Annotated in this window: 23 protein-coding genes; 14 read left to right on the forward strand and 9 right to left on the reverse strand. The window is 74.0% G+C overall.

The window, feature by feature from the left end; translation table 11 throughout:
• Position 1: 1 nt before the first annotated feature.
• Complete coding sequence (locus ACFVWU_RS25870; RefSeq protein ID WP_387625263.1) at positions 2-904, reverse strand: EamA family transporter; 903 nt, start codon at positions 902-904, stop codon at positions 2-4.
• A 111-nt stretch (positions 905-1,015) separates the two neighbouring features.
• Between ACFVWU_RS25870 and ACFVWU_RS25875 the strand changes: the two genes are divergently transcribed.
• Positions 1,016-1,513: a MarR family winged helix-turn-helix transcriptional regulator gene (locus ACFVWU_RS25875; RefSeq protein ID WP_387625265.1), complete on the forward strand. Its 498-nt coding sequence runs from the start codon at positions 1,016-1,018 to the stop codon at positions 1,511-1,513.
• 52 nt (positions 1,514-1,565) lie between these two features.
• Entirely contained in the window at positions 1,566-2,087 is a 522-nt protein-coding gene (locus ACFVWU_RS25880) for a hypothetical protein (RefSeq protein WP_387625267.1), read from the forward strand.
• Here ACFVWU_RS25880 and ACFVWU_RS25885 read toward each other — a convergent pair.
• Positions 2,077-2,907 (reverse strand): methyltransferase domain-containing protein, encoded by an 831-nt coding sequence (locus ACFVWU_RS25885; RefSeq protein WP_387625269.1) that lies wholly within the window; start codon positions 2,905-2,907, stop codon positions 2,077-2,079. The two genes, ACFVWU_RS25880 and ACFVWU_RS25885, sit on opposite strands and share 11 nt — an antisense overlap.
• A gap of 28 nt (positions 2,908-2,935) precedes the next feature.
• Here ACFVWU_RS25885 and ACFVWU_RS25890 point away from each other — a divergent pair, with 28 nt between their 5' ends.
• Together ACFVWU_RS25890 and ACFVWU_RS25895 are read left to right on the forward strand one after the other, a co-directional pair.
• Positions 2,936-4,414 (forward strand): PLP-dependent aminotransferase family protein, encoded by a 1,479-nt coding sequence (locus tag ACFVWU_RS25890; RefSeq protein ID WP_387625271.1) that lies wholly within the window; start codon positions 2,936-2,938, stop codon positions 4,412-4,414.
• A gap of 229 nt (positions 4,415-4,643) precedes the next feature.
• Positions 4,644-5,786: a glycoside hydrolase family 3 N-terminal domain-containing protein gene (locus ACFVWU_RS25895; RefSeq protein WP_387625273.1), complete on the forward strand. Its 1,143-nt coding sequence runs from the start codon at positions 4,644-4,646 to the stop codon at positions 5,784-5,786.
• 160 nt (positions 5,787-5,946) lie between these two features.
• Here the strand turns inward: ACFVWU_RS25895 and ACFVWU_RS25900 are convergent, their stop codons facing one another.
• Complete coding sequence (locus ACFVWU_RS25900; RefSeq protein WP_387625275.1) at positions 5,947-6,669, reverse strand: polysaccharide deacetylase family protein; 723 nt, start codon at positions 6,667-6,669, stop codon at positions 5,947-5,949.
• A gap of 226 nt (positions 6,670-6,895) precedes the next feature.
• Between ACFVWU_RS25900 and ACFVWU_RS25905 the strand changes: the two genes are divergently transcribed.
• The 3 genes from ACFVWU_RS25905 (at position 6,896) to ACFVWU_RS25915 (ending at position 8,121) form a co-directional block, all read left to right on the forward strand.
• The gene (locus ACFVWU_RS25905; RefSeq protein ID WP_387625277.1) at positions 6,896-7,357 is read left to right on the forward strand and encodes a hypothetical protein; all 462 of its coding nucleotides are present in this window, start codon (positions 6,896-6,898) and stop codon (positions 7,355-7,357) included.
• A gap of 213 nt (positions 7,358-7,570) precedes the next feature.
• Positions 7,571-7,915 carry an ArsR/SmtB family transcription factor gene (locus ACFVWU_RS25910; protein ID WP_387625279.1) on the forward strand — a complete coding sequence of 115 codons (345 nt, stop codon included), beginning with the start codon at positions 7,571-7,573 and terminating at the stop codon, positions 7,913-7,915.
• Between the two features lie 62 nt (positions 7,916-7,977).
• A complete protein-coding gene (locus tag ACFVWU_RS25915; protein WP_387625281.1) occupies positions 7,978-8,121 on the forward strand; it encodes a DUF6126 family protein in 144 nt (47 codons plus the stop codon).
• Positions 8,122-8,164: 43 nt separating this feature from the next.
• On the opposite strand, the gene ACFVWU_RS25920 is transcribed toward ACFVWU_RS25915, so the two are convergent.
• Positions 8,165-10,684, reverse strand: coding sequence for a cytochrome P450 (locus ACFVWU_RS25920; RefSeq protein WP_387625283.1), 2,520 nt, complete (start codon positions 10,682-10,684; stop codon positions 8,165-8,167).
• Positions 10,685-11,080: 396 nt separating this feature from the next.
• Between ACFVWU_RS25920 and ACFVWU_RS25925 the strand changes: the two genes are divergently transcribed.
• The 3 genes from ACFVWU_RS25925 to ACFVWU_RS25935 all read left to right on the forward strand — a co-directional run bounded on the left by ACFVWU_RS25925 (position 11,081) and on the right by ACFVWU_RS25935 (position 14,849).
• A complete protein-coding gene (locus ACFVWU_RS25925; RefSeq protein ID WP_387625285.1) occupies positions 11,081-11,527 on the forward strand; it encodes a hypothetical protein in 447 nt (148 codons plus the stop codon).
• 375 nt (positions 11,528-11,902) lie between these two features.
• Positions 11,903-14,110 carry an RICIN domain-containing protein gene (locus ACFVWU_RS25930; RefSeq protein WP_387625286.1) on the forward strand — a complete coding sequence of 736 codons (2,208 nt, stop codon included), beginning with the start codon at positions 11,903-11,905 and terminating at the stop codon, positions 14,108-14,110.
• 175 nt (positions 14,111-14,285) lie between these two features.
• On the forward strand, positions 14,286-14,849 hold the full coding sequence (locus ACFVWU_RS25935; RefSeq protein ID WP_387625288.1) for a hypothetical protein: 564 nt from the start codon (positions 14,286-14,288) through the stop codon (positions 14,847-14,849).
• Between the two features lie 12 nt (positions 14,850-14,861).
• Here the strand turns inward: ACFVWU_RS25935 and ACFVWU_RS25940 are convergent, their stop codons facing one another.
• A complete protein-coding gene (locus tag ACFVWU_RS25940) occupies positions 14,862-15,557 on the reverse strand; it encodes a transglycosylase SLT domain-containing protein (protein WP_387625290.1) in 696 nt (231 codons plus the stop codon).
• A 73-nt stretch (positions 15,558-15,630) separates the two neighbouring features.
• On the reverse strand, positions 15,631-15,837 hold the full coding sequence (locus tag ACFVWU_RS25945) for an antitoxin (protein ID WP_387625292.1): 207 nt from the start codon (positions 15,835-15,837) through the stop codon (positions 15,631-15,633).
• 256 nt (positions 15,838-16,093) lie between these two features.
• On the opposite strand from ACFVWU_RS25945, the gene ACFVWU_RS25950 reads away from it, so the two are divergent.
• Together ACFVWU_RS25950 and ACFVWU_RS25955 are read left to right on the forward strand one after the other, a co-directional pair.
• Positions 16,094-16,669 (forward strand): DUF6542 domain-containing protein, encoded by a 576-nt coding sequence (locus tag ACFVWU_RS25950; RefSeq protein WP_387625294.1) that lies wholly within the window; start codon positions 16,094-16,096, stop codon positions 16,667-16,669.
• Entirely contained in the window at positions 16,662-18,263 is a 1,602-nt protein-coding gene (locus ACFVWU_RS25955; protein WP_387625296.1) for an LCP family protein, read from the forward strand. The genes ACFVWU_RS25950 and ACFVWU_RS25955 overlap by 8 nt, the downstream gene beginning before the upstream one ends.
• Positions 18,264-18,278: 15 nt before the next feature.
• On the opposite strand, the gene ACFVWU_RS25960 is transcribed toward ACFVWU_RS25955, so the two are convergent.
• A complete protein-coding gene (locus ACFVWU_RS25960) occupies positions 18,279-19,085 on the reverse strand; it encodes a nucleotidyltransferase (RefSeq protein ID WP_387625298.1) in 807 nt (268 codons plus the stop codon).
• A gap of 121 nt (positions 19,086-19,206) precedes the next feature.
• On the opposite strand from ACFVWU_RS25960, the gene ACFVWU_RS25965 reads away from it, so the two are divergent.
• Positions 19,207-19,644 (forward strand): DUF4259 domain-containing protein, encoded by a 438-nt coding sequence (locus ACFVWU_RS25965; protein ID WP_387625300.1) that lies wholly within the window; start codon positions 19,207-19,209, stop codon positions 19,642-19,644.
• A gap of 7 nt (positions 19,645-19,651) precedes the next feature.
• Here ACFVWU_RS25965 and ACFVWU_RS25970 read toward each other — a convergent pair whose 3' ends face one another.
• Entirely contained in the window at positions 19,652-19,963 is a 312-nt protein-coding gene (locus ACFVWU_RS25970) for a hypothetical protein (protein WP_387625302.1), read from the reverse strand.
• Positions 19,964-19,983: 20 nt separating this feature from the next.
• Here ACFVWU_RS25970 and ACFVWU_RS25975 point away from each other — a divergent pair, with 20 nt between their 5' ends.
• On the forward strand, positions 19,984-20,304 hold the full coding sequence (locus ACFVWU_RS25975; protein WP_387625344.1) for a winged helix-turn-helix transcriptional regulator: 321 nt from the start codon (positions 19,984-19,986) through the stop codon (positions 20,302-20,304).
• Positions 20,305-20,378: 74 nt separating this feature from the next.
• On the opposite strand, the gene ACFVWU_RS25980 is transcribed toward ACFVWU_RS25975, so the two are convergent.
• Complete coding sequence (locus ACFVWU_RS25980) at positions 20,379-21,713, reverse strand: DUF6777 domain-containing protein (RefSeq protein ID WP_387625304.1); 1,335 nt, start codon at positions 21,711-21,713, stop codon at positions 20,379-20,381.
• Positions 21,714-22,124: the final 411 nt, after the last annotated feature.

Raw genomic sequence — 22,124 nt, forward strand, 5'->3', positions numbered from 1 at the left:
GTCAGGCCGTCTCGCGCACGGGCGGCGTGGTGGGCGCGGGCGTGGCCGTTCGGGGCCGCTGGGTCTGGGCGACGATCAGCGAGCCGAGCACGACCACCGCGCCGAGCGCCTGGAGCGGGCTCAGGTCCTGGTCGAGCGCCAGCCAGCCGGTCACGGTGGCGACCACCGGGCTGAGCAGGGAGAGGAAGGAGAGCGAGGTCGGTGGCAGGGCGCGCAGTCCGCGGAACCACATCGCGTAGGTGAGGGCCGCGCCGATCAGGCAGAGGTAGGCGTAGCCGAGCACGTTGTCGGTGGTGTAGTGGGTGGGCGGGGCGCCCTCGGTCAGCAGGGTCACCGGCACCAGCAGCAGGCCGCCGGCGGTGAGCTGCCAGCCGGTGGTGGCCAGCAGTGGGGCGGGGGAGACCCAGCGCTTGGAGAGGACGACGCCGAAGGCCATCACCACCGCGCCGCCGAGTGCGGCGAACACGCCGATCGCGTCCAGCCGGGCGTTGGCGCGCAGCACCAGCAGACTGACGCCCGCCACGCCGGCGATGCCGGACAGCACCGTACGCAGCGTGAGCCGGTCGCCGAGCAGCACGGCCGAGAGCGCGGCGGTGATCAGCGGTTGGACGGCGCCGACGGTGGCCGCGATGCCGCCGGGCAGGCGGTAGGCGGCGATGAACAGCAGGGCCTGGAAGCCGCCGATGTTGAGCGCGCCGAGGACCAGCGCGCGCCACCACCAGTCGCCCTTGGGCAGGGTGCGGGTGAGGGCGATCAACAGCAGTCCGGCGGGCAGGCAGCGGATGACGGCGGCCAGCAGCGGTCGGTGGGGCGGGAGCATTTCGGTGGTGACGAGGTAGGTCGTCCCCCAGATGGCGGGGGCCAGGGCCGTCACCAGCACGATGGCGAGGCGATTTCTTAGCACTAAGCCAATGTATCTCAGCGCTAAGGCATCTTCCATCGGAATCGACCGGTGACGTGGCTCACAGTTACCTCACCGCTAAGGAATTTCCTGGGCATCCCCTACCCTGAACCTGTGGCAGATCATGTGGACCGCGTAGTAGCGCAATGGGCCGCCGAGCGGCCTGAGCTGGACACCTCCCCGATGGAGGTGTTCGGCCGGCTCAAGCGCCTCTACCGCCTGGTGGATGCGGAGCTCAACCGCACCTTCGCCGAACACGGCCTGGACGCGGCCTCCTTCGACGTCCTCGCCACCCTCAAACGCAGCGGCCCGCCCTACCGCCTCACCCCCACCGGCCTGATGCAGTCCGCCATGGTCACCTCCGGCGCCATCACCCAGCGCCTGGACCGCCTGGAGGCCCGGGGTCTGGTCACCCGCACCCGCAGCGACCAGGACGGCCGTAGCCGCGACGTCGAACTCACCCCCGAGGGCCACGCCCTGATCGACCGCGCCCTGCCCGACCACGTCGCCAACGAGCACCGGATGCTGGCCGGCCTCGACGAGGCGCAGAAGGCCGCGCTCGTCGACGCGATGCGCGCCCTGCTCGCGGACCTCGGCGACAGCTCCGGCTGACCGCCGGATTAACCGCTTGCCGGCCCGGCCGCCCTCCCCTTGGATGGCGGCCATGGACGACCCGATCTGGCAGGCCCTGTCCACCGATTCCCGGCGCGCGGTGGACGAGCACCTCACCGCCTCGCGCCAGGTGTACGCGATCAAGGCGATCCGTGACGCGTCGCCGGATCCGGTGCCCGGCATCCCCGCCTGCATGGACGTGATCACGGTCCGGCGGGTGGAGCTCGGCCTGGACGGTCGCGGACCGACCCCGCGGGCAGACCCGGCGGACCCGGCCGGCCTGGCCGCCAAGGCCGAGGCGCTGCCGGAGCGCGTCGAGTCGATCCGCGCCGAGTGGGACGGCGACACCTTCGGCTGGTGCGTGGACCTGCGGGCGGTGACCGCCGGGCACCCGGGCGGCTACGTGCTCGCGACGATCCGTCACGGCGGCGACATCCGGATCTTCAACGGTGAGGTCCCGCCCTGGCCCGAGGAGGCCGAGGCGGAGTCCGTCGGCCGCGAGGTGGCCGCCCGGTTGGGCGTGCCGTTCCACTTCGCCCGGGAGGACGGGCCCGGGCTTCCGGCTACGGGTTGACCGCCACCGCCTTGAAGAAGGTGTAGTGCAACGTCCCGCCGGGCTCGGCCGCGCGGCGCAGGTCCGCGATGCCGTGGTCGAAGGCCTCCGGGGTGGTCAGCCCGGAGGCCAGCGCCTCCGCCCGGACGGCCTCGACCATCGCGACGAAGGTCCGCAGGGTGAAGCCCTCCACCAGCGCCGGGCGGCCGCCGTCCGCGTAGGCCGTACGGGGGCGGACCGTGACGTCCGCGAAGCCGGCGGCGGTGAGCAGCGGGTACAGCCGACGCCCGATCAGCGCGTCGCCGCCCGCCTCGGCCTGGAGCCGGACCAGGTGGTCGACGGTACGGCGGGCCGGCGCGCTCTCCGGGTGGAAGAGGGCCGAGCCGTGGTCGCCCTCGATCACGGTGATCGTCCCGCCCGGCCGGAGCACCCGGCGCAGCGCCGCCAGACCGGCGGCCGGGTCCGGCAGGTGCTCCAGCACGAAGCACAGGAAGACGTGGTCGAACGCGCCGTCGGCGAAGGGCAGTCGGTGCAGATCGCCGTGGTGCCAGGCGACCTGGGCGGTGGGCGCCTCGGCCGCCACCCGGGCCCGGGCCCGGGACAGCGAGTCCGCCGAGAGGTCCGCCGCCGTCAGCAGCACCCCGGGGCTCCCGGCCAGCAGGTGCACCGTCTGCGCCCCCACCCCGCAGCCCGCCTCCAGCACCCGGCTGCCCGCCGGGTAGGCCGTGCCCGCGTGGAGCAGCTCGGCGAGGGTGTCGGCCTGGTCGCCGAGGCGCTGCGCCTCGGTGTCGGAGTAGCCGTGGACGTAGGGGGTGTGGTGTGTGCTCGTTCGGGTGGTCATGGCTCCACCCTCACGCCAGTATGGACCGGTGAACAGGTCCAAAGATGAGGCGGTCGACAGGTCCAAAGAGCTCGGTGCCGACTTCCTCCAGCTCGACGCGGCCGACGCCCCGCCCGGCGGCCTCACCCAGTGGCTCGCACGTCGACTGCGCGAGGCTGTCGCCGACGGTCGCCTCCCGGCGGGCACCCGGCTCCCCGCCAGCCGAGTGCTGGCGGCCGAACTCGGCGTCTCCCGAGGGGTGGTGACCGACGCCTATCGTCGGCTCGCCGAGGCCGGGCAGGTCGCGGGGCGGGGGAGGGGCGGCACGGTGGTGGTCGCGGGCCCGGTCCCCGCCGCCGCACCGCCCCGACCCCGCCCCGCGCCCGTCATCTTCCGAGCGGACCCCGGCCCCGAGGTCTTCGACCACCTGCGCGGCGCCCCCGCCCGGATCGACCTGACCCCCGGCGTCCCGGACCTGGCCGCCTTCCCGCGCGGCGCCTGGCTGCGCGCCGAGCGGGCCGTCCTCGACGGTCTCGCCGCCCACCACCTCGGCTACGGCGACGTCCGGGGCGCGCCCGCCCTGCGCGAGGCCGTCGCCCACTGGCTCGCCCGCAACCGGGGCATCCGGGCCGACCCCGAGGAGGTGCTCGTCGTCGCCGGGACGGCCCAGGCCCTCGCCCTGCTCGGCCGCGCCCTCGGGCACCTGGGCATCACCGAGGCCGCGGTCGAGGACCCGGGATCGCTCGGCGCCCGCCAACAGCTCGCCCACTGGCTCGCCGCCACCCCGCCCGTGCCCGTCGACGCGCAGGGCATCCGGGTCGACGCGCTGCGCGCCACCGGCGCCCCGGCCGTCCTGCTCACCCCCGCCCACCAGTACCCGACCGGCGTCGTCCTCGGCGGCGACCGGCGCCGCGAACTCCTCGGCTGGGCGAGCGAGGGCGGGCTCGTCATCGAGGACGACTACGACGCCGAACACCGCTACGACCGCCCGCCCGTCCCCGCCCTCCGGGCCGCCCTGCCGGACCAGGTCTGCTACGCGGGCAGCATCTCCAAACTGCTCGCCCCCGCCCTGCGCACCGGCTGGCTGCTGGTGCCCCCGCGCCTGCGTGACGCCGTCCTGGACGCCAAACGCTTCGCCGACCTCGGAAGCCCGGTGCTGCCCCAGCTGGTGCTGGCGCGGCTGATGGAATCCGGTGAACTCGACCGCCACCTGCGGCTGTTGCGCCGCCGCCACCGCCGCCGCCGGGACGCCGTGATCGCCGCCATCCGCACCCACCTGCCCGGCGCCACGGTGCACGGTGCCGCCGCGGGCCTTCACCTGATGCTGACCCTGCCGGAGGAACTCGGCTGCAGTGACACCGAGTTGGCCGCGGCGGCGCTGGCGGCGGGTGTGAAGGTGCAGCCGCTGTCCTGGCATGCCCGGCTCCCCTACCCGCCGGGCCTGGTCCTCGGCTACGCGGCGGTTTCGCCGGGTGAGATCGACGAAGGGGTAGCGGTACTGGGGCAGTTGGTCCGGCGCGCGGGGTAGCCGGGCTTCCGTGGGGGTGGCGGCGGGTTCCGTGCCGTTGCCCCGAAGCCGTACCTGCCGTACCTGGGGCCGGGGACGGCCCGGCGTCAGTGCCTGGATTGTCCAGCCGATCGACCATGTGATCACCCTGTGTGCTGCCGGTGCGGGCAGTCACGGCGCTCCCCGGGCTGCCGGACAGTCGATCCCTGGGTACGCTGGCGAACCGTAGGCCGCTGCTCACCCTGGAGGCATGATGGCCCCGTTCCGGCGTGTTGCCCAGCTCGGGTCAGTGCTGCTGGTGCTGGGGGCCGCGCTCGGGCCGGTCCCGGCCGGGTCGACGACGCGTGGCGGCGGGCTCCCCACAGAGAGGGCCGCAACGGTGATCAGCCAGGACCAGGACTCCCGTCAGCTCGCCGGGCGCCGGATCGTACTCTCCTACCCGGGCTCGATGCCGCCACCCGGAGTGCTCCAGGCGATCCGGGAGGGTCGGGCCGCCGGGGTGATCCTGTTCCGCGACAATGTCACCTCGCAACTCGCTGAGGCGGTAGCCCAGTTGAAGCAGGCGGCGGCCGAGGCGCCACACCCGCGCCCGCTGCTGCTGATGACCGACCAGGAGGGCGGCAAGGTCCGCCGCCTGCCCGGCGCGCCCGAACTCTCGGCCCGTAGCGCCGGATCGGCCCCCGACCCGCTCGCCGCCGCCGTGGACTCGGGCACCGGCGCCGCCGCGACGCTCACCGGCGCCGGGCTGAACGTCAACCTCGCGCCGGTGCTCGACGTCTACGACACCCCGGACAACTTCATCGACCACTTCGAGCGCTCCTACAGCCAGGACCCGTACCGGGTGGGTGAGTTGGGCAGCGCCTTCCTCGCCGCCCAGCAGGGCCTCGGGGTCGCCGCGACCGCCAAGCACTTCCCCGGTCTCGGCTCCGCCGCCCAGGACGAGAACACCGACCTCCGCCCGGTCACCCTCCCCGTCCCGCTGTCCCAGCTCCGCACTCGCGGCGAGGCCCCGTACCAAGCCGCCATCGCGGCGGGCGTGCGTCTGGTGATGGCCTCCTGGGCGATCTACCCGGCCCTCGACCCCGACCGCCCGGCCGGCTTGTCACCCACCGTCATCCAGGGTGAACTTCGCGACCGCCTCGGCTTCGACGGTGTCACCATCACCGACGCCCTCGAAGCCGGCGCCCTCACCCCCTTCGGCGACACCGGCACCCGCGCCGTCACCGCCGCCTCGGCCGGCATGGACCTGCTGCTCTGCTCCGCCCGCGACCCGCAACAGGCCGAGGACGCCGCCGCCGCCCTCGCCGCCGCCCTCGATTCCGGTCGCCTCGACCGTGCGGCGTTCGCGGAGGCCGTCGCCCGCGTGGACGCCCTGAGGGACGCGCTGCGCTGATTCAGGGGTGACCCGTGCCCCGCCGCTCACCCGGGGTGGCGGCAGCGCCGCAGCAACGCCGGTCGACGGTGGCAGCGGGAGAGGCGAGGCCGCTACCGAACGGCGGAGCCGGACCATGGCCCGGTCCTGCTCCGCCGACAGTCGGGCATGCCCGGGCCGGTTACCGGTCGAGCAGGGTGCGCAGGTCGATGAGGCGGTAGCCGCGGGCCCGGGCGGCGTCGATGATGCGGGGGAGGGCCTCGGCGTCGAGGCAGGTGTCGGGGCCGCCTTCGTCGGTGGCGCCGACGTGGAGTTGGAGGACGGCGCCCGGGGTGAGGGCGGCGAGGGCTCGGTCGACGGCGCGGTCGGTGGTCATGCCGTGCCCGGGGCCGAGGTAGCCGTTGGTGTCGGCGGTGAATTCCAGGTCCGCGTAGCCGAGTCCGTTGACGGTCGCGACGGCCTGTGGGGTGGTCGCGCTGTACGGGAAGCGGAAGAACGGCAGCGGGTCGGCGTCGGCGTCGGCGGCGCGGCGGATGGCGGTGTCGGCGCGGCGCACCTCGGCACGGGCCTGGTCGGGGGTGAGGGTGGTGAAGTCGGGGTGGCTGTAGGAGTGGTTGCCGAGGCCGTGTCCTGCGGCGGCGATGGCGCGGACGGCGCCGGGGTGTCGGTCGGCGAAGTCGCCGGTGGGGAAGAAGACGGCCGGGGCGGCGCGGTCGCGCAGGACGGCGAGGACGGTGTCGAGCCCGGTTTCGTTCCAGGCGGCGTTGAAGGTGAGGGCGAGGACGCGCTCCTCGGTCGGGATCCGGCGGATCTCGGCGCCGAGCAGCGGCTCGGGGGCCGGGGCGAAGCCGAGGAGCGAGGCGAGGGCGGCCAGGGCCGCGACGGCGGTGCGGAGGCGGTTCACCCCGGGTTCAACGCGGCGACGTCCGGGATGGTGCGGATGTTCGTCCGTTCGGGCTGGAACGCGCCATCGAAGGTCTGATTTCGGCCTGGTCGATGGTTCGAAGGTGAAAGTGCACCTAGGTATTGGAATCTCATGGCAAAGTCTTGGTCATGGCACGGATGAAATATCACATGTGCCACATTGCATGTTCTCGATCCATTCCTCACACCCTCCGAAGGGGGAGTTCATGAACCGCATCAAGCGGATCGCGGCGGGCGCGGTCGGTGCCGCCGCGCTGCTCGCGACGCCCGTGCCGGCGCTCGCCGCCGTGCCGCAGGCCGCCGTGGCCACGGTCACGACCTGCGGCTGGTCCGGTCTGCAGGCCGGGTTGTCCACCAAGGTGTGCGCGGAGGTGGCCGGTGACAGCGTCGTGCTGTACGGGCAGATCGGGCTGGCCGGGCCGCCTTCGCCGGGGACGCCGTGGCCGCCGGCGCCGCAGGAGCTGGTCACCAGGCTGTCGGCCGAGGTCGTCGGCGGCGGCTCGCTCGGCGCGGTGTCCGGGCGCACCGTCTTCTCGACCAGCACGGTACGGGTGGACGGCATCAGTGCCACCGTGCCGTGCGGCTCGGTCGTGCACGCCTCCTTCGCCGTGGAGAAGAGCTTCCAGGGGCCGGCCCCGGTCGCCCTGGATCTGCCTGTAGTCTGCTGACGGCTCGTCACCCTGACAGCCGAGCCCGGGAGTTGGCAGCGTCCCGGGCTCGGCCCCGGCCTGCCGGGAATCCGGCGGCGGTGTGGGGGAGGTCACCTCCTGCTGTGATGACTTGAAGAAATCTTCATCTGTCGCGATGATGCCTACCGGCCGCGGCACGGACCCCGCCCGGTCGGACGACCACCGAGCCGGATCCGAGAGAGGGAGCGGACGATGCCGGTCCCGCTGTACCAGGCCAAGGCGGAGTTCTTCCGCACCCTCGGCCACCCGGTCCGGATCCGGGTGCTGGAGCTGCTCCAGGACGGCCCCCGGCCGGTGCGCGAGCTGTTGGCGGAGATCGAGGTCGAGCCGTCCAACCTCTCCCAGCAGCTCGCGGTGCTGCGCCGCACCCAGCTGGTCACGGCCACCCGCGAGGGCAACACGGTGGTGTACGCGCTCAGCACCCCGGACGTCGCCGACCTGCTGCGAGCGGCACGTCGGATCCTGACCGAGCTGATCACCGACCAGGGCGCGCTGCTGACCGAGCTGCGTGCGACCGGCGGCCGGTCACCTCGCTGAGTCCGCAGCCCGCGCCAGCGACCGCACCCGACCCGACCGGCCGACCCGAGGAGACCCGCGCCATGAGCGACAGTGCCAGTGACAGCACGAGTGAGGAGAAGCGCCGCCGCAAGGCGATGCTGATCCGCGCGGGCATCTACGTCTTCGCCACCCACCTGTTCGCGGGCTTCGTCCTGCTGCTGTTCGCGCTCGGCGACCGCAAGTAGGGGCGGTCGCGAGTAGCGGCCGTCACGAGGACCGCGGCGGGGCTCAGCGCGGCTGTGCGTCCGGCACCAGGTAGCGGACGCTGGTGCTGGTCCAGGCGTGCACGCCGGCGACCAGCTCCCGGGTGCCGTCCAGGTACCAGCGCCCCGCCGGGTGGCGGCGGCCCAGCTCGCGGCGCAGCTCCTCGTTCTCCTGCCGCAGCCGGGAGACCCGGGCGCGCACCGCGCGGACGGCGCGGCTGCGGGTGCAGCCGCGGACCCGTTGCAGCGTGAGGACGGTGTTGAAGGCGGCGGCGCTCTGGCGTTCCTCCCGCTCCAGTGAGTAGAGGTCGTTGATCAGCGTGGCCGCGTCGGCGGTGTTGGCGCGCAGGCGGTGCAGTGCGGGCTCCGCGTGCAGGGCGGCGGGGGCGTCGGCGCCGTGGACCCGTTCCAGTATGTTCATGAACGGGTAGGCACAGCTGCCGTGGCGGCGCAGCCGCATGGTGTCCGTGAGGCTCAGGCCGAGCGCGGGGACGGTGCCGCGGGAGCGGTGTTCGGCCTCGGCGGTGAAGGTGGCCAGGCAGGCCCGCCACTCGCGGGCGGCCCGGGCGCGCCAGGCGGGGGACATCGCCCTGGTCTGGCGATCCCAGAGTTCCCGCCAGGCGACGAGGAGGCGGTCGTCGGCGGTGTCGGCGGGGGCGCCGCCGTCGAGGGCGGTGATCAGCGGGTCGACCAGGGCGCGGGCCTGGGTGGGGCGGCGTCCGGGCGGGCCGTCGAAGCGGTCGTCCAGGATGGTGAACCAGCCGAGCATGTCGACCAGCAGGTCCAGCTCGCCGCCCCGGGCGGTCGGGAACGCGAGGCCGATCAGCTCGTGCAGCGCGTAGGTCCGGTAGCCGGGCAGTTCGGCCGGGGTGAGCAGGCCCTGGCGGACCGCCCAGTCGGCGTGCCGGTCGGCGGAGGCGCGCAGCTCGGCGGGCAGGCGGCGCCGGGCGGGAGCGGCCGGCGCGGCTGCGGCGGCCGTGAAGGGGCACCCGCCGGCCGCCGCCCGCTCGGCACCCGCCGCGTCGCCCGGCGAGGCCGCCGGAGCCGCCGGAGCACCTGCCGGAGCCGCCGGAGCACCCGCCGGACCCCCCGTAGCACCTGCCGGAACCGCCGAGCTCGGCGCCAGCCGCACCCGCAGCCCCTGCGCCTGGACCGTCGTCCACACCACCTCCCGGGCCCGCGCCCCCGGCACCGCGACCGGCCGCCAGCGGCGCAGGATCGCCGCAGCCGCGACGGTCAGCTCGGCCCAGGCGAAGGCCTCCCCGATGCACTTGTGCTTGCCCGCCCCGAACGGCAGGAAGGACGGCCGCCCGGCCCCGCCGCCGTCCTGCCAGCGCTCGGGCCGGAAGACGAGCGGCTCGGGGTGGCGGACCGGGTCGCGGTGCAGGGCGGTGAGGCTGTAGAGCAGTTCGGTGCCCGCCGGGATGCCGTACGGGCCGAGCTCGACCGGCACCTGGGCGGTGCGCATCAGGAAGGCGTTGGGCGCGTGCAGCCGCACCACCTCCTGGGTGACGCTGCGGGTGTAGCTGAGCCGGGCGAGCGCCTCCGGGGTGGGGGCGGTTCCGGCGGGCAGGTGCTCGTCGAGTTCGGCGAGGAGGCGGGCCTCGACTTCGGGGTGGCGCAGGAGTTCGTCCAGCAGCCAGGTCAGGGTGGTGGAGACGGTCTCCGTCCCGGCACCGAACATGGTGATCGCCTCGGAGCGGACGTCGGCCTCGGTGAGCGGACGGCCGGTGGCCGGGTCGGTGGCGGCCCGCAGCAGGGCGGGCAGGGTGCCCCGGTGCTCCACCCGAGCCTGCGAACCAGCAGGGCCCGAGCGGCCGTTGACGGCCTGGTCGACGACCCGGTTGAGCACCCGGACGGCGGCGTCGAAGCGCCGGTTGACGGGCAGCGGCAGCCGGGCGAGCGCCGGGTGCGGGTACAGGGACTGGACGATCTGGCCCTTCACCAGGTCCGGCAGCGCCCGGTGGAAGGCGAGGGTGGCGTCCTCGCCGAGCCGGGCGTCGAACAGTGTGCGGGTGACGATCTCCAGCGCCAGGTGGTTCATCTCCTTGGCCACGTCGAGGACTTGGCCGGGCCGCCAACGTCCGGCGCGCTCCTCGGCGACCTGGTGCATGACGGTCAGGTACTCGGCCATCCGGTCCGGACCGAAGGCGGGCTGGATGATCCGGCGGCGGTCGCGGTGGGCCTGGCCCTCGGACATCAGCAGGCCGTCGCCGAAGGCCGTCTTCAGGGTGTCCTGGACGGCGCCGCGCGGACAGTCGTAGGCGAGCGCGACCAGCAGGGTGTGGACCAGCCGGGCGTCGGTGACCACGCAGACGGTGCGCGGCCCGAGCCGGATGCGGACCACACCGCCGTAGCGGGACAGGGAGCCGAGGAAGCCGAGCGGGTCGCGCAGCAGGGCGGCGGCGTGGCCGAGGCCGGGGAGCGCGCCGGGGGCGAGCGGGGGGACGGCCGAGCGGGTCGTGGGGGTGGGGGGCGGCGCGGTTCTCGGCGGGGCGATCCGTTTCCGGGTCTCTGACAGCAGGGTGTCTGTCGGCAGGGCCATGACACTACCTCTCATCGGAGGGGACGGTGCGGCGGTACCGGGGGAAGGTACCGGCGGGCCGGCCGGGAACCGGGGGACCGGTGGACGCGAGCCCGCGTGCGCCACTGTGGGAGGGCGCACGTCATGGGAAACGCGCCGGTGCCATAGGCGTTGCGCCGAGCGCGGGTGGATCACTCCAACGGTCCATCGGTCGGAGGTCCGGATCTCGCTCCCGAGGATACGGCTGACCTGCGGGAACGACGACGGCCTCGCCGCCCGCCGAGGGGGGGTCTTTGGACCCTCGCCGCCCAGGCGTGCGAGGGCCACCATGGTATGCGGAGAAGGAGGGCCTGATGACCCGTCTGCGCCACCGGCCCGCCCCCGACTCCACTGACGCCACGACAGGGGACCGTGACCATGGACTGTGACGACGAGGTCATGCTGACCGTCCGGATCACCGCCGCCGAGCGGGCGCTGCTGCGGGACCTCGCGCGCGGCCACGGCGGCGACGTCTCCGAGGTGGCGGTCGACGGCCTGCTGGAGGTCGTCCCGGCGCTGCACGACGAGGCCTCCGTCCTGCCGCTGCTGCGGGTCCTCGCCCGGCCCGCGCCCTGCGCGCTGACCCTCTGGCTGCCCGCCCCGGTGGCGGAGCTGTTGCCGCTGCTGGGTGAGCGGCTCGCGCGCACCGGCGGGCCGGCGGCCGGACCGGCCAGCGCGGCGCTCTCCGCGGCCCTGCGGCTCTGGCTCGCCGGGGACCGCACCGTGCTCGCTGCCGGGTTGGCCCGGTTGCACGGCAGCCTCGGGGTCGCCGGGGTCACCGGGGCGCCGGCGGCGTCCCCGGCTCGGATCACGGTCGCGGCCTGACCGGTCCCCCCGCGTGACGGACCGTCGGACACCGGTCGGCACCGGCAGGTCCGGGGCGCGAACCTGCCCGGTCGGAGCTCTGGTCACCACTCGTCACCAGGTCCGGCATTCCGTCTCGGCCGCCCGGGTCGCCAGCTCCGGGACGCCGGCCGGGTGGCCGCCACCCCCGTGCCGGGGAGCGCGCATCCCCCGAACGCGCTCCCCGGCCTCTCCACGCCCTCGCCCGGTCGCCGCCTCAGGGTTTCGAACGCCGCGAAGGATTTCGCAAGAGGTTTCTGTTATTCCCGGCCGCCCCAGTCGCTCTCCGGAGTGTCGGAAGGTCCGGGCGTCCCTCACCACGGGGCGCGCGGGCCGTCGCACGAGGAAAGGAACGCGATGGGACACCGGAGCAGCGAACTCCGTCGGCGCAGGCGCCGCCGGCTCACCCGCAGGAGCACCCTGGTCGCCGTGGCGGTGGCGGCCGGACTGATCGCGGGCACACTGGGTCTGCGCAGCGCGCTGGAGCCGGCGGCCGTGCACAGCGCGGTCGCGGCGGCGGACGCCCCGGCGGACCGGGCCGACGCGGTCTCGGACGGTGGCGACGACGGTGCCCCCGGTCAGACCGGCACGGCCGAGGGCGCGACCAAGGCGCCCGCCCCGAAGCGGGACGAGAAGGCCGCCCCGCCCAAGGCGATACCCAAGGACCAGCCCGAACGCGGCCTGGTCTACGCGGGGTTGAGCCTGCCGACCAGTGACCGCTGCGGCAACATGCTGGAGGTCACCGGCAGCACCCAGTGCAGCCACGGCCCGGACGTGCCGCCCAAGGACGTGGACATCCACAAGGACGTCCAGCCGGTGGCCGCCCCGGTGGCCCAGGCGCCCGCGCTCACCCCGCCGACGAACGCCCAGCCGCCCGCCGCGGCCGACCTGTTGAAGGGCGGCGCGCCCGTCCTCGACGCGACCCAGAAGGCGCTGCTGAGCGACTCCGGCACCGCGGGCGCCCCGCAGGGCGCCCCCTCCCAGGCCCCGGCCGCCGGTTCGGGCCTGGTCTGCGAGGGTGACGGCAGCAGCGGCAACCGCGTCCAGGTGGTGTACGTGCACACCCCGGGCAACGACCGCTTCGCCCAGTACCTGTCCTCGTTCAAGAAGTGGGCCGCGGACGTCGACGTCATCTACAACGCCAGCGCCCAGGAGACCGGCGGCGTCCGGCACGTCCGCTTCGTCACCGAATCCGACTGCACCGCCTCGGTCTTGAACGTGCAGATCTCCGACTCCGAGATCCAGGACTTCAACGCGAGCAACAAGGCCCTCGCCGCGCAGGGGTTCAACCGCAAGGACCGCAAGTACATGATGTTCACCGATGCCAAGGTGTACTGCGGCATCGGCACCTTCGCCGGCGACGAGCGCCCCGGCCAGGACAACCTCAGCAACTTCGGCCCCTCGTACGGGCGGACCGACTCCGGCTGCTGGAGCGGCTCCACCGCCGCGCACGAACTCGGCCACAACCTGGGCGCGGTGAACAACAGCGCGCCCCACTCCAGCAAGGCCGGTCACTGTACGGACGAGTGGGACATCATGTGCTACTCGGACGCCCCCTACTACCCGAAGATGCAGATCGTCTGCCCGGACCGCGCCCATGACGACCGGCTCGACTGCGGCCACGACGACTACTACAACACCGACCCCGCGCCCGGCAGTTACCTGGCCACCCACTGGAACGTCGCCAACAACCGCTTCCTCATCGCGGGCAACGGCACCGGCCCGAACCCCACTCCCACGCCCACTCCCACGCCCACTCCGACGGCTACGGGATCGCCCACCCGCACGCCCTCGCCGTCCCCGACGCCCACCGGCAGCCCCACCGCCACACCGACCGGATCGCCGTCGCCGACCGCGACCCCGACCACCGGAGGTGGAAGCGCTCCTGAGGTGACGACCAGTCAGATCACCCAGAACTCGGTGATGCTGAGCTGGAACGCGGTCCCGGCCGCGGCCGGCTACGACGTCCAGCTGAACGGCCAGACCATCGGCACCGTCCGCTCGACCGTGGTCGGCGTGGTCCGACTGGCGCCCGGCACCTCCTACACCGTGGCCGTCGCCGTCCGGGACGCCGCCGGGGCGGTCTCCAAGCCCGGTCGCGCCGCCACCTTCCGCACCCTCGCCGACGCGGGCCACCCGCAGCCCGGCACCCACTACACCCTGGTCAACGGCCTCACCGGCCAGGCCGCCGACCTGTGGGGCAGCTCGATGAACGACGGCACCGTGGCCATCGCCTACCAGCGCACCGGCTACGCCAACCAGAAGTGGGCCTTCGAGGACGCCGGTGACGGCGCCGTGCGGATCAAGTCCGTCCGTTCCGACAAGTGCCTGCAGCTCGGCGGCACGGCCGTCGCCGGGCAGTACGTGGCGCAGCAGCCGTGCACCGACAACGCCGCGCAGAAGTGGCAACTGGGCGCCACCGACGGCGGTTTCACCGTCACCGCGGCCGGTTCCACCCTGGTGCTCGGGCTCAGCGACCGTTGGTACTACGGTGGTTGGCTGCTGGAGCTGCAGCAGCCGAACGGCCGGCCGTACCAGAGCTGGTCGCTGCTGAAGACCTCGTAAGCACGCTCGAACCCGCGCAACACGGGTGCGGCCGCCGTCACCACCCGACGGCGGCCGCATCCGGCATCCACGGCTCAAAGCACCACCGCTCAAAGAATCACCGCTCGAAGCGCCACTGCTCCAAGCGCCACTGCTCCAAGCGCCCTCACCCCATACCGCCCGAGGAATGCCCGCCATGCGAACCCGCCCGCTCCTCGCCGCCCTCGCCCTCTCCGTCGCGGCCGTCCTGCCCGCCGCCGCACCCGCCGCCGCCCACGGCGACTCCGTCCACCTGGACGTCACCGGCCAGCAGAACGGCCACGTCAGCACTGTCGCGACCTGGGAGAACGACCACGACCCGGTCACCGAGGAGTTCGCCGGCACGCTCTCGGCGACCGCCGACGACGGCCGCGCCGTAGGCCCCTGGCGCCTGGTCGCCGTCCAGGGCCGGCCGGGGACGTACACCACCCGCGAGCTGCTCCCGGCCGGGCACTGGCGGGTGACCGTCGACTGCGCGTTCCCCTCCCTCGGCCACAGTGAGCGCGAACTCGACGTCGAGGCGGCGGCGATCAGCGACCCGGCGCCGCTGGGCCTGAGGACCGAGGCCGCGCCGACCCCCGTGACGGCGGCGGCCGCCACCGGCACCCCCGCCCACGAGACCACCGACGACGCCACCACCTGGGCCGCCATCGGCACCGCCACCGCGGCCGTCCTGCTGGTCGCCGCCGGGTTCTGGCTCCGCCGCCGCGCGCGCGGCTGACCGCGGCGCGGCCTACTTCACGGCCTCGCCGGACTTCGTCCAGTTGTCGTGCAGGCGGTCCAGGTAGGACTGCGCCTGCGGGCCGATCTTGACGCCCCGGGCGAAGGCCAGCATGTTGCCCGCGCCGGCGTTGTAGCCGAGGGCGAGCAGCTCGTTCTTGTTCAACGGCGCGCTCGGCCGGGCGGGCAGCTGCCCGGAGAGGTCGTGCAGGTGCCAGGCGGCGGCCTGGATCGCCAGGTTGCGGTCGTCCGGCAGCTCCTCCCACTGGCGGGAGGCGAAGGGGCGGCCGGGCTTGGTGTCGTCGAAGGCGGCCCGGTGCATGTTGGCGATGCCGAAGGAGGCGTCGGGCTTGTTGCGCTGCCAGGCCCGTTCGAGGTCCGGGTCGTGCGGCTTGTACGACTCGTTGTAGAGGATCGCCATCAGCAGCTGCGGATCGACCCCGGCCTCCGCGGCGTACTGGCGCACCGGCGCCGCGTAGTCCGCCGGGTCGTAGCGGCCGGAGGGCTTGGACGGCGCGGCGGAGGGCGCCCCGGCGGACGGCGCACCGGACGGGATCGCGGCCGCCCCGCCCGCGGTGGCGGAGGCGGACGGCGAGGAGGACGCCGCGGTGTCGTGCCCGCCCCCGCGGACGATGCCCCACCCGGCCGCGACCAGGACGCCGATCACGAGCCAGCGCCCCCAGCGCGACCCCTTGTGCTCCTCACTCACCGCTTCCGGCCCCTCCCCGTCCGCCCGTATTCCCGTTCGATCGCTGTACAGTCGATCGTGCCCCGCGGCAGGCCTATTCGGCGGGCTTCTGGTCCCCGTCGAGGTTGCGCAGGAAGTCCTTCGCCTTCTCGACGCCGGTGTCGATCTGCCCGCTGTACTTGCCGTCCGTGTGGTCGTCGATCACGTCGCCGACCTTCTCCAGGCCCTGCCCGAGCACGTCGCTGTGCTCACGGGCGAGGTCGGTGGCCCTGCCCGCGAGGTTCTTCAGACTCTCAAACATGGTGACGCTCTGCTCCTCTGACGCGTTCCTGTTGGTGTGCCGACGTGGCGGGGATCATGGTCATCCTAACGACGGCCCACCGGGCGGTCCGCCGCTGCCGAGCGGCGGCGGGTGACTTTGCTGAAATGGGTTTGTATGCTCCAGCCCAACCTCTACAGATCTGTAGAAGTTGGGACCGCCGCAGGACGGAAGGCGTCCCGGCACGTGCGGTGGCGTGGTTGCGCCGCCGCAGCCGAAACGACCGAGGGAAGTGCGCATGGCCGGCCAGCGGGCGAGAACGCCGTACCAGGACGCGGGACCGCGCACCGAGGACCGTGCCGTGCCCGCCCAGCGCTCCCGTCCCGCCGGCGGCCGGGGGGTCGACCGGGCCCGGGACGTCCGCGCCCAGCGCGCCGGGGCCTCGCGCCGCAGGCAGCAGGCCCGTCGGCGCGGCGGACTGCTCGCGGCTCCGGCGGCGGTCGGGCTGCCGCTGCTCGGCGGGATCGCGGACGAGCTGGGCGGCCCCGGCGTCGGCATCCTCTTCACGGTCGGCGCGGTGCTCGGCACGGCCGCCGCGGCCGCGCTGTGCAGCCGGACCGGCCGGTGGTGGGTGGTCACCGCCACCCCGATCGTGGTGCTGCTCACGGCCGCGGGCGTCGAGTACCTGTCGAACCCCGACAAGTACCAGGGCAAGGGCCTCGGCACCGGCGCGGTGCGCTGGGTGGTCGGGGCGTTCCCGGTGATGGCGGAGGCGGTGGCCGCCGCGCTGCTGGTCATCGTGATCCGGACCGTGCTCGACCGCCGCCGACCCGGCGGGGCCGCAGCCCCGAGCGGAAGGAGCCGCCGTGGCTGAGCGCGGCAACCGACCCCGCCCCCGCGGCCGGACCCCGCGTCGCGGCGCCCCCTCGCTGGCCGTGGCCGGTCGCACCCTGGCCTGTACCGTGTCGGCCGCCGTGCTCGGCGCCAGCGGCTTCACCTGGTACGAGTACCGAAGCCTGGACGACGGCATGATCAAGTCCACCGCGCTGAGCGAGGCCAAGAAGAACGCGCCGCCGCACCTGGACAAGTCCGTCAACCTCCTGCTGATCGGCCTGGACAGCCGCAAGGACATGGACGGCAACGACCTTCCCAAGCAGTTCGTCGAGGACGAACTGCACGCGGGCTCCAGCGAGATCGGCGGCTACAACACCAACGCCCTGATCGTGCTGCACATCCCGGCCAACGGCGGCAAGGTCACCGCGCTGTCCGTCCCGCGCGACGACTACGTGCAGACCGCCGGCGCCGACGGCAAGATGCACAAGATCAAGGAGGCCTACGGCATCGCCAAGGAGGCCGCCGAGGCGAAACTCGCCGGCAAGGGCCTGTCCAAGGCGGAGCTGGAGCGGCAGAGCCGCGAGGCCGGGCGCTCGGCCACCATCCAGACCGTGCAGAGCTTCCTCGACGTCCCGATCGACCACTTCGCGGAAGTCAACCTGATCGGCTTCTACGACATCGCCAAGGCCGTCGAACCGATCCAGGTCTGCCTCAACCACCCGGTCGACGATCCGATCATCGCCCGCACCGCCACCCACGAGGGCGGCGGCACCGGCCTCAAGCTGCCCGCCGGGATCAGCTCGCTCAACGCCGCCCAGGCGCTGTCCTTCGTCCGTCAGCGTCACCACCTCACCAACGGCGACCTCGACCGCACCCACCGGCAGCAGGCGTTCATCTCCTCCGTCGAGTACCGGCTCAAGCAGCAGGGCGTGCTCAACGACTTCGGGCAGATGCAGAAGCTGTTCGGGGTGATCAAGAAGGACGTCGTCATCGACAACGAGTGGAACATCCTCGACTTCGCCCAGCAGGCGCCCAACCTCACCGGCGGCAACGTCGAGTTCAACACCCTGCCGATCGCCGGGTTCAAGACCATCGGCGGGCAGGAGGTCAACACCGTCAACCCGGACCTGATCAAGAAGATCGTCCGGCAGCTGTTCAACCGCGAACCGGCGCCCGCGGCTCTGGCCGCGGCCCCGAGCGAGGCCCCCGGCGAGACGGCCACCGCAACGCCCTCGCCCAGCGCCGCGCCCAAGTCCGTGGTCGACGTCAACGCGGCGGCCGGCGCGGGCGCGGCCTCCGCCGAGTCCAAGGCGCTGGTCGAACTCGGCTACCAGGCGGGCCGGATCGGGGACGCACCGGCGAGGACCCGGGCGACGACGGTGACGTACGGCAGCGGCGCCAAGGCCGACGCCCAGCAGATCGCGGCCCGCTACGGGGTCACCGCCGTCCCGTCCTCCGCCGTCGCGGTGGGGCACGTCGTGCTCACGCTCGCCGCCGGCCGGACGCCGACTCCCACCCCGGCGTCCCCCAGCGCGGGAGCCTCGGCCTCGGCGGAGGGCTCCACCGACCCGGCCGCGGGCCTGCCGATGCAGGGGCCGGCGGTGAAGGCGGGCGGGATTCCCTGCGTTGACTGAGTGTTGAGTCGCCGCTCAAGGGCGCGGGGCCTTCTCCCCGTGGACGGTGGTGTACTCGGCCGCCAGCCAGGGGCCGAGGTCGTCGATCAGCGTGCCGAGGGCGGCGCGGTCGGTCGTGGGGGTGCGGGCGATCACGGCGGCGAGGCGCAACTGGGCGGCGCGGTCGGGGTAGTAGCCGGCGAAGGCCTCGGCGGAGGCCGCCAGGTCGCTGGTCCATCCGCCCCAGCGGGGCATGACCAGGGTGAAGCCGGTACGGACGATCCGGCGGGAGACCGCGCGGCTGAGTGCCCTGAGCTCGGCGTCCGAGCCGGCGGCGGCCAGCCGTTCGCGCCAGCCGGGGAGGGCGAGCGCGAGGTCGCCGTTGGTCTCGCGGGCGAGCAGGGAGGTCGGACGGTAGCGGGGGAGCTGCCCGGCGAGGTCCGAGCCGAGCAGCGGGGTGCACAGGCAGGCGACGAACCAGCCCAGGTCGTGGCGCTCCAACTCGCTCAGCAGCGTGCCGGTGGAGAACAGGAGCACGCCGACGCCGTCGACCTGGGGGAAGGTGGCGTCCAGACCGGCTTCGAGCGCGTCGGCCTCGGCGCGGTCGGCGGGGGTGGGCGCGTGGTGCAGGGCGAGCAGCAGGTCGAGGTCGGAGACACCGGGGACCGCGGTGCCGCGCGGGATGCTGCCGTAGAGGTAGGCGCTGTGCAGCCGGGCCGGGTCGAAGGCGGCGGCGATCCGCTCCCGGGCGGTGTCGACCACCGCCGCGAACGCCGCGGGCACCCGCACCAGCGAGCCCTCCCGCGCGATGTACCCGTCCCCGTCCAGTCCCCTGCTGATCATGTCGGCACTCTGCCCGCCCGAAGTGCGGTTGGCCAGCGAATATCCCCGAAGTCGGGGCCAGGTCGAATTGTCAGTGGGGTGTGCAAGCATCCATCGCACACGAGCACGAGTGGGGACCGGTATGGGCACCTGGGACATCGGCTGCTTCGACAACGACACCGCGGCGGACTTCGCGGGCGGCCTCGACGATGCCGCGCCGCAGGAGCGGGCTGGACTCCTCCGGGTGGCGCTGGAGCGCGCCGCCCGGAATCCGGAGTACCTGGACGACGGCGAGGGCGTGGCGGCCGTGGCCGCCGCCGCGCTGGTCGCCGCCCAGTGCCCGGGCGGCGCAGCGGTGGACAGCGCCTACGGCCCGGACGAGCCGATACCCCCGCTGCCCGTCGAGCTGCGCCCGCTCGCGGTGGCGGCGCTCGACCGGGTGGTGGAGGAGGGGTCCGAGCTCGCGGAGCTGTGGGGCGAGGCGGGGAACGGCCCGGCGTGGCGGCGCGGGATACGCGCGCTGCGCGATGTCCTGGAGCCGGTTCCGGCGGTGCTGGACGTTCCGCTGTTCGAGCTCTGACGGGCACTCAGCGCCTGGCTGCCGCCCACCAGTAGCCGAGCGCGGCGAGGCTGGTCGCGGCGCCGAGCAGACAGACGGCCGGCCAGCCGCCGTGGTCGTAGCCGACGGTGGAGGCGATCGCGCCGGCCCCGCAGCCGGCGGAGTGGAGCAGCATGTAACCCGCGGTCAGGCGGCTCCGGGCCTCGGGGCGGACCTGGTAGAGGAGGTGTTGGTTGATCACGTGCACGGACTGCAGGCCGTAGTCGATCACGACCATCGCGGGCACCAGCCACCACACCGAGTACGGCAGCAGCGCGGCGGGGAGCCAGGCGACCAGCATGGCCGACAGGCCGAGGCCGGCTGTGCGTTCGGCGCGGCCGCGGTCGGCCTGGCGGCCCGCGTACCCGGCACCGAGGGCCCGTCGCGAACGGCGTCTTCGAACTCGCCCCGGCCGCCGACGGCAGCCCGTACCAGGAGTACGTGCTGACCGAGAAGGGCCGCGCGCTGTTCCCGGTGATCACCGCGCTGCGGCAGTGGGGCGACCAGTGGTTCTTCGCCGAGGGCGAGCCCCGGACCCGGCTGGTCGACCGCGCGTCGGGGGAGCCGGTCGCCCTGGTGGAGGTCCGGGCGGCGGACGGGCGGCTGCTCGGGCCTGAGGACGCGAAGGTGCTGCTGCCCTGAGACGTGCCGCTGCCACCGGCCGGGTTCGGACGGTGGCAGCGGGGTCAGGCGGGGTCAGGCGGGGTCAGGCGGGGTCAGGGAGTGGCGCCGGTCGTGGTGGGGGGCTTGGGCGCGGTGGCGGTCGACGTCGTGCCGGAACTCGTGGAGGTACCCGCCGAGGTCGTGCCGGAACCGGTCGTCGTGGTCCTGTTGCTGGGCGACTGCGGCGACTGGGTGAGCGCCGAAGGGGCGGTGGTCGCCGCCGTCGATGGGGCGGAGGTGTTCGTCGTCGCGGTCGTCTCCGACGGCTTGGCCGAACTGGTCGAAGCCGAAGCAGAGCCCGTCCCCGTCCCCGTCGACGCGCCGGAAGACGTGGCCCCGGAGGACGTGGCGCCCGAGGATGTCGCGCCCGACGACTTGGCGCCCGAGGATGTCGCTCCGGACGAGGTTGCTCCGGAGGACGTGGCGCCGGAGGACGTGGCGCCCGAAGACTTGGCGCCCGAGGATGTCGCTCCGGACGAGGTCGCTCCCGAGGGACTTCCCTTCGAGGTGGTCGCCGAGCCCGGTCCTGACGTGGCGCCGGAGGTCGAGGAGGTCGCCGTCGGTGTGCCCGGCTTCATCGTCCCTGGCGGCGGAACCCCCGGTGCCAGCGGCCCCTTCGGCGCCTCGACGTGCTTGTCCACCACCTCGATCCGCCCGGTCAGGCGGGCGAACCAGCCGCCCGTCTCGACGTTGACCAGGACGATCTCGGTCACCGCCTGCGGCGCCGGAACCACGACGATCAGGTTGGTCGGCTGGAAGCCCTGCCACGGGTGCCCGACGTACTTGGCGTCGGAGACCAGTACCGGCGGCTTCAACGGGTTGCCGCACGAGCAGCGCACCCTTGGCACGCCCTGGGCGTCCACCAGTACGGCGGTGCCGGCCTGGAGCGCCGACTGGTACTCGGTCACCGCGCCGCTCTTGTAGTTGTGGTTGGTCACCCGGGTGTCCACTCGCAGGTACGCCGAGGTCAGCGAGCGCAGGTAGGACGGGATCGCGGACTGGTCGATGCCCGCGGCGGAGGCCCAGGCCCGGCCGGTGTCGCCGGTGGAGACCATTCCGATCAGCCGCTCGGTGTCGCAGCTCGGCTTGGACATCGTCCCGGCGTAGAGCCCGTTCGAGGCCCCCTGGACGCTGTGCAGGGCGGCCGGGGACGTGCTGTGGCCGGCCTGCCCGGGCTGCTGCGCCTGCGAGGTCGCCGGGGCGGGTGCCGGTGGAGTCACCGGGGTGGTTTCCACCGATGGGGTGAACGGGTCAGGGCCCGGATCGGCCGGTGCCTGCAGTGCGACCTCGTTCGCGGTCGGCAGCGTCTCGGTCTTGCCGCCGCCGCCCTGGTTGTTGACGATCAGCACGGTGGCCACCACGGCCGCCGCCACCGTGGTGGCCGCCACCGCCAGGCCCCTGCCGGAGCGCCACCACGGCGTGTGCGGCCCGCGACCGCCACCGGCACCGCCGCTGCCGCCACCACCCGAAGGCGGCCCGGACGGCCCGGATGGCCCGGACGGTCCGGGCGGGCCCGAGGGCGGCGGGGGTACGGATGGCGGTCCGGCCAGTGGGCCGGACGGGGGACCGGACGGCGGGCCGAACGGGGGCTCGCTCGGCGGGCCGGAGGGAGGCGGTTGGGAACTCATCGAGGCTCCGTTTCGCAGGCGGCCGGCGAGAACGGCCGGCACGGGAAGCTCCTGCCAGTGGGTTCCCTTTCTCCCTCGGTACCCCGTTTGTCGCAACAGCAGGTTTGGCGGCCGTCGCCGAGCGTGCCCACCGGCGGTCGGTCAGGCTGGAACCCGACACCCCGGGGAGAC

This window comes from Kitasatospora sp. NPDC058190 (assembly GCF_042883685.1).
Taxonomy (GTDB): Bacteria; Actinomycetota; Actinomycetes; order Streptomycetales; family Streptomycetaceae; genus Kitasatospora.